Annotated in this window: 8 protein-coding genes; 2 read left to right on the forward strand and 6 right to left on the reverse strand. The window is 72.5% G+C overall.

Going from position 1 to position 9,694, the window contains the following annotated elements:
* The coding region (locus PINTE_RS18445; RefSeq protein ID WP_157087359.1) for a site-specific integrase at positions 1 to 732 on the reverse strand (732 nt) is incomplete at its 3' end.
* A 113-nt stretch (positions 733 to 845) separates the two neighbouring features.
* On the opposite strand from PINTE_RS18445, the gene PINTE_RS18450 reads away from it, so the two are divergent.
* Positions 846 to 1,484 (forward strand): hypothetical protein, encoded by a 639-nt coding sequence (locus PINTE_RS18450; RefSeq protein WP_068433672.1) that lies wholly within the window; start codon positions 846 to 848, stop codon positions 1,482 to 1,484.
* Between the two features lie 283 nt (positions 1,485 to 1,767).
* Here the strand turns inward: PINTE_RS18450 and hisS are convergent, their stop codons facing one another.
* Entirely contained in the window at positions 1,768 to 3,102 is a 1,335-nt protein-coding gene (hisS, locus tag PINTE_RS18455) for a histidine--tRNA ligase (RefSeq protein ID WP_068433674.1), read from the reverse strand.
* 7 nt (positions 3,103 to 3,109) lie between these two features.
* A complete protein-coding gene (locus PINTE_RS18460) occupies positions 3,110 to 3,808 on the reverse strand; it encodes an MBL fold metallo-hydrolase (protein WP_157087360.1) in 699 nt (232 codons plus the stop codon).
* A gap of 164 nt (positions 3,809 to 3,972) precedes the next feature.
* Here PINTE_RS18460 and PINTE_RS18465 point away from each other — a divergent pair, with 164 nt between their 5' ends.
* The gene (locus PINTE_RS18465; protein WP_245643052.1) at positions 3,973 to 6,123 is read left to right on the forward strand and encodes a DUF349 domain-containing protein; all 2,151 of its coding nucleotides are present in this window, start codon (positions 3,973 to 3,975) and stop codon (positions 6,121 to 6,123) included.
* Positions 6,124 to 6,372: 249 nt separating this feature from the next.
* Here PINTE_RS18465 and gabT read toward each other — a convergent pair whose 3' ends face one another.
* The 3 genes from gabT to PINTE_RS18480 form a co-directional block, all read right to left on the reverse strand.
* Positions 6,373 to 7,707 carry a 4-aminobutyrate--2-oxoglutarate transaminase gene (gabT, locus tag PINTE_RS18470; RefSeq protein ID WP_068433679.1) on the reverse strand — a complete coding sequence of 445 codons (1,335 nt, stop codon included), beginning with the start codon at positions 7,705 to 7,707 and terminating at the stop codon, positions 6,373 to 6,375.
* 54 nt (positions 7,708 to 7,761) lie between these two features.
* Complete coding sequence (locus PINTE_RS18475) at positions 7,762 to 9,249, reverse strand: aldehyde dehydrogenase family protein (protein ID WP_084343789.1); 1,488 nt, start codon at positions 9,247 to 9,249, stop codon at positions 7,762 to 7,764.
* Between the two features lie 120 nt (positions 9,250 to 9,369).
* Positions 9,370 to 9,694 (reverse strand): NifU family protein (locus tag PINTE_RS18480; RefSeq protein ID WP_169798572.1); only part of this gene is annotated, 325 nt, incomplete at its 5' end.

Consider the following 9,694-nt stretch of genomic DNA (forward strand, 5'->3'; position numbering starts at 1 on the left):
GCGCAGCCCGACGAACAGGGCCGCTCCCGCGCGGCCCGGGGCGCCCGCGACGAGCGCCGGACGCCCCCGCACGAGGTACGCCTCGAGCGCGGCGCGCGCGTAGCGGCCGACCGGCACGACGCGGTGCGTGCCACCCTTGCCGACGAGCCGCAGCCCGTCGACGACTCCCCCGCGCGGCGTCGCATCAGCCTCGGCCTCCGGCTCGAACCCCTCGGCGTACACGTCGTCGACGTCGAGCCCCACCGCCTCCGAGATGCGGGCCCCGGTGCCGTAGAGCAGTTCGAGCAGGGCGCGGTCGCGCAGGGAGACGGGGGTGGCACCGTCTCCGGCGGCCGCGAGCAGCGCCTCGACCTGCTCGACGGACAGCGCGTCGGGCAGTCGGCGGGCGGTCGCGGGCGGACGCACGGAGGCGGCCGGGTCGGCGCCGGTGCGTCCCTCGAGCAGCAGGAACCGGTGCAGGCCCCGCACGGCGATGAGCGCCCGGCCCGCGGAGGAGGCGGCGAGCGGACGGCCCCCGCGGCCCTCGCGCAGCGCGACGACGAAGTCGGCGACGAGGGCGGGGGTCACGTCGGCCGGGTCGGTGACGCCGTGGCCGGCGAGGTGCTCGAGGTAGCGCCGCAGATCCCGGCGATAGGAGGCCGAGGTGTTGGCCGACACGCCGCGCTCGACGCCCAGGTGCGTCAGCCAGTCGTCGACGGCGAGCTCGATGGGGCTCGCGGCAGGCCCGGCCACGAGGGCATCGTAGGCGCCGGGTTGGTCTCAGCTCGGCAACGACGCCGAGGCGGCGCTGATGAGACGGTGGTTCGCGGCCGCACCGGGGCCGTCGGCCGGGCAGGATGTGGGGCATGTGGTACGCCCAGACCCCGCGCCGCCGACTCGGCCAGATGATCATGGATGCCCTGGTTGCCGCGTGGGCGCTGGGGTGGATCTGGGTCGGCCAGTGGATGTACTCCCTGGCGATCGCGCTCACCGGCCCGGCGCGCCAGCTGCACTCGACGGGGATCTCGTTCAACCAGACGATGACCGACACCGCCAACCAGGTGCGCGGGTTGCCGATGATCGGCGACCAGCTCGTCGGGGCGTTCAGCAACCTGGCGGGCACCGGCTCCGAGATCTCGAGCATCGGCTGGGACACCGCGCTGGCGCTGGAGCGGCTGTCGCTGGCCCTGGGCATCGCGACGGCCTCCGCGCCGATCCTCATCGTCGTCATCCCGTGGCTGTTCCTGCGCGTCTCGTTCTACCGGCGGGCCGCGGCCGCCAAGGAGTTCATCGACGCGGAGGCCGATCTCGACCTCTTCGCGCTGCGCGCCCTGGTCAACCAGCCGATGCCCAAGCTCGCGGGGATCAGCGACGACCCGGTCGCCGACTGGCGCGCCGGCGACCCCATCGTCGTGCGCCAGCTCGCCAACCTCGAACTGCGCTCCCGGGGGCTGCGGATCCCCGAGCAGCTCGAGGGCCCCGGCGCCACGTCGTCGCCGCGCTGACTCCTGTCCCTGGGCACTCGTTCGCACGGGTCCGCGTGCAGTGACCGCTCGACGTGCGTCGAGTGGTCAATTTGGCGAGAACGCGTCGGGCACAGACTCGTGACCAGCGGTGGTGCGCTGGGCAACAAACGTGACCTCTCGCGAGCGGTCACTGCCCAGGGATGCGTGGATTCAGTCTCGCGGGTGGCTCAGGGGCAGCCGGCCACGGGGCCACCCGAGCCACCGGGGTCAGCGGGAGCCGCCGACCGCCGATGCAGGCCGGCCGGGCGGGACGACGCGCCCCTCACCCCCCGATGAGGCGGGGTCGCAGGTCGTCGGCGGGCGGCACCCACGACGCTGGGTCGGCGTCGACCTGCTCGCCGGAGCGGATGTCCTTGACCGAGTGGGCCGCACCCTCCTCCCGCGGGCCGAACCACACGAACGGGATGCCGCGCCGGTCGGCGTACCGGATCTGCTTGCCGAACTTCGCCGCGCTCGGCGCCACCTCGGTCGCGATCCCCCGCCGGCGCAGCTGCGTCGCCAGGGAATTCGCGCTCGCCCGGTCGTCCTCGGTGTTGAGCGCCACGAGCACGCACGTCGGGGTCGGCCGCGAGGTGGTGATCGTGCCGGGCACGAGCCGGCCGAGCAGGCGCGAGACGCCGATCGAGATGCCGACGCCCGGGTAGGAGCTCTTGCCGTCGGAGGCCAGCGAGTCGTACCGGCCGCCGGAGCACACCGAGCCGTAGTCCTCCTGCCCGACGAGCTGGGTCTCGTAGACGGTGCCGGTGTAGTAGTCGAGGCCGCGGGCGACCTTGAGGTCGGCGACGAGCACCCCGGGCGCGTGCTCCATGCCGGCGGCGATCACCGCGGCCAGCTCCGACAGCCCGGCCTCCAGGGTCTCGTGGGTGACGCCGAGCGCACGCACCGCCTCCACGAACGAGGTGTCGGTCGCGTTGATCTGCGCCAGCGCCAGGCACGCCTGGGCCTGCTCGTCGGTGGCGCCGAACTCGACGAGCGCCTCGCGGACCGCCTCGGGACCGATCCTGTCGAGCTTGTCGACGATCCGCAGCACCCCGGCCACCTGCTCGGGAGCCAGCCCGATGCCCAGGTAGAAGCCCTCGGGGATCTTGCGGTTGTTGACCTGGATCCGGTACGGCCCGATCGGCAGCCGCTCGAAGACGCCGGCGATGACCAGCGGGATCTCGGCCTCGTAGTGGAACGGCAGCTCACCGGCTCCGACGATGTCGATGTCGGCCTGGGTGAACTCGCGGTAGCGGCCCTCCTGCGGGCGTTCGCCTCGCCACACCTTCTGAATCTGGTAGCGCCGGAACGGGAACGTCAGCTTGCCCGCGTTCTCCAGCACGTACCGCGCGAACGGCACCGTGAGGTCGAAGTGCAGGCCGAGGTCGGCGTCGCGGTCGTCGTCGGCGGCCAGGCGCGAGACGCCGTATATCTCCTTGTCGGCGTCACCGCCCTTGCCGAGGAGCCGGTCGACGGGCTCGACGGCCCGGGTCTCGATGTTGACGAAGCCGTGCCGCTCGAACGTCTCGCGCACGACGTCGAGCACGAGTTGCTCGGTGAGGCGGTCGGCGGGCAGCCACTCCGGGAAGCCCGAGAGCGGGGCGATCTTGGTTGCCACGGTGGTATCAGAGTCCTTGCAGGTAGGGGTTGGCGACCCGTTCGCGGCCGATCGTCGTCGCCGGCCCGTGACCGGGGAAGACGATGGTGTCGTCGGGTTGGGCGAGCACGACGTCGCGCAGGCTGGCCTGCATCGCCGCGTCGTCGCCGCCGGGCAGGTCGGTGCGGCCGATGCCGCCGTTGAACAGCACGTCACCGGCGAAGATCGTGCGGTTCAGACCGGAGTCGGCGGGCAGGGCGTCGGGAACCGTCTCCAGGCGGAACATCGCCGAGCCCTCGGTGTGGCCGGGCGCGTGCAGGATCGACATGGTCAGGCCGGCGATCGTCAGCGACTGCCCGTCGGTGAACGTCACGACGTCGTCGGGCTCGTGCCACGCGGCCTGCGTGCCGAACTGCGCCTCGAGCATCGCGACGAGCGAGGGGTCCATCATCGACAGCGGGTCGGCGAGCCGGTACTTGTCGTCGGGATGGATGTGGGCGGCGATGCCGCGGGCCCCGCATACCGGGGTCACCGAGTACACGTGGTCGAGGTGGCCGTGGGTGAGCATGACGGCCGCCGGCTTGAGGTGGTACTCCCGCAACACCTCGTCGAGCCGGTCGAGCACCCCGATGCCCGGGTCGATGACGAGGCACTCCTGGCCCTGGGCGGGGGCGACGACGAAGCAGTTGGTGGCGAAGGCCGCCGCGGGAAAGCCGATCATGAACACCCGGCCAGCCTAGTTGCCGCCCCGGTCGTCCGTCGGGCGGCCGACCCTTGGACTCCCCCTGCCTGGACAACACAAGTATCGTGAACCCGACGTTCTTTGCACCGAACCGCTGCGTCATGGCCGCGCCGGGTGTTCCCGGCGCTCACGGCGTGGCGGTGTCCTTTTTGAGTTACCGGAAGGCCGACGCCGTGTCCGAGCAGATCAACGCTACGCCCGCTCCCTCCGACGAGCCTGCAGCCGCAGCGCCATCCGACGAGACGGTGCAGGCCGCCGCCACCCAGCCGCAGGAGCCGTCGGCCGCACCCGCCGACGCGGAGCCCGAGGCGGCGCCGGCCGAGGCGCAGCCCACCGAAGAGGCGCAGCCCACCGAGGAGGCGGCGCCGGTCGAGTCAGTGGAGTCCGCGCCGGCGCCCGAGCCCGAGCCTGCCGATGCCAGCGTGACCGAGCCTGCCGACGCCACCGAGCCGACTCCGGAGGACTGGGCCGGCGTGCAGGCCGAGGAGGCCGCCCGCGACGAGGAGTCGGGCGACGAGCAGGCCGTCACTCCTTCCGACGCCGGCTCCGGCGAGGCCTCGACGGCCGTCGACAGCGAACCGGTCTCGCCGGCCGCCTCCGCGGAGGCCGACTCCGACCTGGCGGCCGCCGCGGCCGTCATCCCCGACGAAGAGACCTCCGCCGCCGAGGCCCGGGACGAAGAGACCGACGGCGGCGAGACCGACGCGCAGGTCGGCGAGGTCGACGTCCAGCAGCCTGGCGAGTCGGATGCCCAGCCCGGCGAGGAGCCCGAGACCAGCGCGGCACCCGAGGCCAGCGCGGCACCCGAGGCCAGCGCGGCACCCGAGGGCAGTGCGGCACCCGAGGGCAGCGCGGCCGACGCCGCCGAGGCGGGCGCGGAAGCCGCGGAATCCGCCTCCGCCGCGGATGCCGACGAGCCCTCGCCCGCGGCCACCCCGGCTCCGACACCGGCCCCTGGACCGTCTCCCGGGCAGGCGCCGACCCCGGCTCCGGCCCCCGCCGCATCCAGTGCCCCGGCCAGCACGCCGTCCAGCACCGCCGCGCCCTCGGACGCGGCGAGGTTCGGTCGCGTGGCCGAGGACGGCACGGTCTTCGTGCGCACCCCGGAGGGCGAGCGCGCGGTCGGCTCGTACCCGGGGGCGTCGCAGGAGGAGGCGCTGGCGTACTTCGCGCGCAAGTTCGACGAGGTCGACTCGCTCGCGGACCTGCTCTACCAGCGCGTCACGCAGACCGACCTGTCCGCCAAGGACGCCGCCGACAGCCTCGGCAAGCTGCGCGAGGCGACCACCGACATCAACGCCGTCGGTGACCTCGTCGCGCTGCAGGCCAAGATCGAGAACATCGCGACCGCCCTGGAGGCGCGTCGGGTCGTCGAGGCCGAGCAGCGGGCCGAGGCGCGCGCGGCGGCCATGGCCAAGCGCGAGGAGATCGTCGCCGAGGCCGAGCGGATCGCCGCGCAGCCGGAGAACAAGGTGCAGTGGAAGGCGAGCAGTGCCCGCATGCGCGCGCTGCTCGACGAGTGGAAGGCGGCGCAGCGCGGCGGGCCGAAGCTCGACCGGGAGTCCGAGCAGGCGCTGTGGCAGCGACTCAGCTCCTCGCGCAACTCCTTCGACAAGATGCGCCGGGTGCACTTCGCGCAGCTGGGCAGTCAGCAGCAGCAGGCGAAGGCCGCCAAGGAGGAGCTCGTCGAGGAGGCCGAGAAGCTCGTCGGGTCCACCGACTGGGGCGCCACCGCTGGCGCCTACAAGCGCCTCATGGACCGTTGGCGCCAGGCCGGGCGTGCCTCCCGCTCCGACGACGACGCGCTGTGGAAGCGCTTCAAGGCCGCCCAGGACGCGTTCTTCGGCGCGAAGGACGCGGTGGTCGCGGCCGAGAACGAGGAGTTCAAGGCCAACCTCGTCGTCAAGGAGGAGCTGCTCACCCAGGCGCAGGCGATCCTGCCGGTGAAGAACCTCGAGCAGGCCAAGTCGGCGCTGCGCGCCATCCAGGAGAAGTGGGACGCCGCCGGCAAGGTGCCGCGCTCCGACATGGACCGCATCGAGAAGGGCATGCGCCGCGTCGAGCAGGCCGTGCGCGACGCCGAGGACAAGCGTTGGAAGGCGACGAACCCCGAGGTCGCGGCCCGTGCGGCGAGCCTGGCCAGCCAGGCGGAGGCGGCGCTGGAGAAGTACCGCAAGGACCTCGCCAAGGCCGAGGCCTCCGGCGACGCCAAGCGCATCGCCAAGGCGCGCGAGGCCCTGCAGGCCCGGGAGTCCTGGCTCAAGCAGGCCCGCGCCGGCCTCGCCGAGTTCGGCGGCTGACCCGCGCCACGGGCTCCCAACGACCCTCGACGCTGAACGACGCCCAACGACGCTCACCAACCCTGGGCGGCCTTGACCAACGACGCCGACCAACGACACCGACCAACGACACCGACCAACGACCCTGAAAACTGCGTGTCGTGGTGAGGACTGCGACACGGACAGCAGTCCTGACCGTGACACGCAGTTTTCAGGGACGTGTGGGTGGGCCGCGGGGGCATTAGGCCGCCGGCGTTGGGCCTCGCGGCGTTAGGCCGTGGCGGCGGCGAAGGACTCCTCGAGGATGTCCATGCCCTCGGCGAGCAGGTCGTCGCCGATGGTCAGCGGCGGCAGGAAGCGGAAGACGTTGCCGTAGCTGCCGCAGGTGAGGGTGACCAGGCCGCGCTCGTGGCAGCCCTTGTTGACGGCGGCGGCCAGCGCGGAGGCGGGCACCTTGGTCTCTCGGTCCTCCACCAGCTCGATGGCCATCATCGCGCCGCGGCCGCGGATGTCGCCGATCTGCGGGTACTTCTGGGCGAGCTTCTCGAGGCGGCCGCGCAGCAGCGTCTCGATCTCGCGGGCGCGCCCGACGAGGTCGTCCTCCTCCATCGTCTCGATCGAGGCCAGCGCCGCGGCGCACGCGACGGGGTTGCCGCCGTAGGTGCCGCCGAGGCCGCCGCCGTGCACGGCGTCCATGAGGTCGGCGCGGCCGGTGACGCCCGACAGCGGCATGCCGCCGGCGATGCCCTTGGCGGTGGTGACGATGTCGGGCACGACGCCCTCGTGGTCGCTGGCGAACCAGTCTCCGGTGCGGCAGAAGCCCGACTGCACCTCGTCGGCGATGAACAGGATGCCGTGCTCGCGGCACCAGTCGGCCAGGCCCGCGAGGAAGCCGTCGGGGGGCACGATGAAGCCGCCCTCGCCCTGGATCGGCTCGAGCACCACTGCGGCGCAGTTCTCCTCGCCGACCTGCACGTGGATCTGGCTCTTCAGGGTGGCCAGCGCCTCCTCGGCGCACTTCTCCGGCCCGGTCGGCCAGCGGTACGGGTAGGCCATCGGCACCCGGTAGATCTCGGAGGCGAACGGCCCGAAGCCCTGCTTGTACGGCATCGTCTTGGCGGTCAGGCCCATCGTCAGGTTGGTGCGGCCGTGGTAGGCGTGGTCGAACGCGACGACCGCGTCGCGGCCGGTGGCCAGCCGCGCGATCTTCACCGCGTTCTCCACGGCCTCCGCGCCGGAGTTGAACAGCGCCGAGCGCTTCTCGTGGTCACCGGGGGTGTGCTCGTTGAGCTTCTCGCACACGGCCACGTACTCCTCGTACGGCGTGACCATGAAACACGTGTGGGTGAAGTCGGCGATCTGCTTGGTCACGGCCTCCACGACGCGCCGGTTGCCGTTGCCGACGGTGGTCACCGCGATGCCCGAGCCGAAGTCGATGAGCTGGTTGCCGTCCACGTCGCGCAGGATGCCGTCGACGGCCTCCTCGACGTAGACCGGCAGGCCCGCGCTGACACCGGACGCGACCGCGCCCGCCTTGCGGGCCGACAGCTCCTGCGACCGCGGCCCGGGGATGTCGGTGGCCAGGACACGCTTCTGCTGAATCATGGACTCTTCGCACTTCCTTCGTTCGTGATGTCGGGCACAGGGCCCGCCCCAAGGCTAGGCCCAGATCTGCGCGTCGGTCGGGGGGACCCTGTCGGTGATGGCCCGGCCGATCCGCGAGACGTTCATGAGGTGCTTGTAGTCGAGGTTCTCCGAGATCGAGTTGCCGCCCCACGAGCCGCAGCCCAGGGTCGTCGTCGGGGCCAGCCCGTTGGTCAGCGAGCCGCCCGCGGTCAGCGCGCACGGCTGGTTGACGACGAGCCGGCTCACCGGCAGCCGCAGGGCCGCGGCCTGCACGTGCTCGTCGTCGAGGCTGTGGATCGCGGCGCTGTGCCCGGCTCCCTCGACGAACAGGTTGGCCTCGGCCGCCGCGAGCGCCTCCTCGAACGAGCCGCACGGCATGAGCGCGACGACAGGGCACAGCTTTTCGCGGGCGAGGAGGTCGTCGCGCCCGGAGGCGGCCACCTTGAGCACGATGACCCGCACGTTCGGCGGGATCGAGACCCCGGCGATGACCCCGATGAACGAGGGCGACTTGCCGACCAGCGTGCGGTTGAACGCCCCGTTGGGGAACAGCGCCGCGCGGAACCGGTCGACGACCTGCGGGTCGTCGCTGTACCAGACCCGCTCGGTGGCCAGGAAACCGGCGACGGTCTGGTCGTACATCGCCTCGGGCACGATGACGAACTGCTCGTGAGAGCAGATGATGCCGTTGTCGAAGGAGGCGCCGGCGACGATCATCTCGGTCGCCGCGCGCACGTCGATGCCCTCGTCGAGGATGACCGGCACGTTGCCGGCGCCGACCCCGAACGACGGCTTGCCCGAGGAGTAGGCGGCCTTGACCATCGCCTCTCCCCCGGTGGCGACGACGACGTCGACGGCCCGCATGAGCTCCTGGGTCGCGTCGATCGAGACCTTCGGCAGCACCTGCACGAGGTCCTCCGGCGCCCCGTGCTCGCGCAGGATCGCGCGGAACACCCCGGTCAGGTGGATCGTGCACGCCTGCGCCTTCGGGTGCGGCGCGCAGATGATCGCGTTGCCGGTCTTCAGCGCGAACATCGCGTTGCACATCGGCGTGACGATCGGGTTGGTCACCGGCGCGACCGCCCCGACGATCCCGACGGGCTTGGCGACGAGCACGAGGTTGCCGACCGCCTCCTCGCCGATGACGCCGCGGGACTTCTTGTCCTTCAGGCTGTTCCAGATGAGCCGGGCCTTGCCCTGGTTCTTGGCGACCTTGTCCTCGAACACGCCGATGCCGGTCTCGTCGACCGCGAGCCGCGCGAGCATCGCGGCGTTGTCGTACACGTACTTGCCGATGTCGCGCACGATCGCGTCGACCTGCTCCTGGCCGAACGCGTCGTAGGCGCGGCGGGCCCGGTCGGCCCGGGCCACGAGCTCGTCGATCGCGGAGCCGGTGACGCCCGCAGCCGGCGGTTCGCTCAGGGCCGAGGGAACCGGTGGGGCGGGCGCCGCCGACGCAGTGGCACCACTGGCACCACTGGGAGCGCTGGGCACGGCGGGCGGAGCGATGGTCTGGGTCATGGCAGCACCTCGGGGCATGGGAAGCCGGATGAGCCGAGGATGCCGACCCGGGGTTACCGAGTGATCACCGTCGTGTATCGAATGCTCGTGCGCTGGTCCGCATGCCGGACCGGTCGGGAGTCAGCGCCGCGACCGGCCGCCGCGCCAGCGCAGGAACGTCGGGACACCCCGGCTCCCCGGGGCCTCGCGCACGTCGAGCACGCCCGGCACCTGCTCGCGGATGCGCCGCGCGAGCTGCAGGTGCAGCGTCGCCGGGGAGATCGGGCAGTGCGTGCACGCGCCGGACAGCCGCAGCTGCACGACGCCGTCGCTCACGTCGGCGAGCTCGACGCTGCCGCCGTGGGAGCGCACGTACTGTCCCGCCGGCCCGTCGAGCACCGCCTGCACGCCGGCGCGCACCGCCGCGTCGTCGCCGGGCCGCTCGCCGGGCTGCTCGGGCTGCCCG

Source organism: Piscicoccus intestinalis NBRC 104926 (genome assembly GCF_001515525.1).
GTDB classification, from domain to species: Bacteria; Actinomycetota; Actinomycetes; order Actinomycetales; family Dermatophilaceae; genus Kineosphaera; species Kineosphaera intestinalis.

Coding starts and splice junctions, on each gene's coding strand:
- PINTE_RS18450 (WP_068433672.1), top strand. CDS start 846: ATGTGGTACGCCCAGACCCCGCGCCGCCGACTCGGCCAGATGATCATG.
- gabT (WP_068433679.1), bottom strand. CDS start 7,707: ATGATTCAGCAGAAGCGTGTCCTGGCCACCGACATCCCCGGGCCGCGG.
- PINTE_RS18475 (WP_084343789.1), bottom strand. CDS start 9,249: ATGACCCAGACCATCGCTCCGCCCGCCGTGCCCAGCGCTCCCAGTGGT.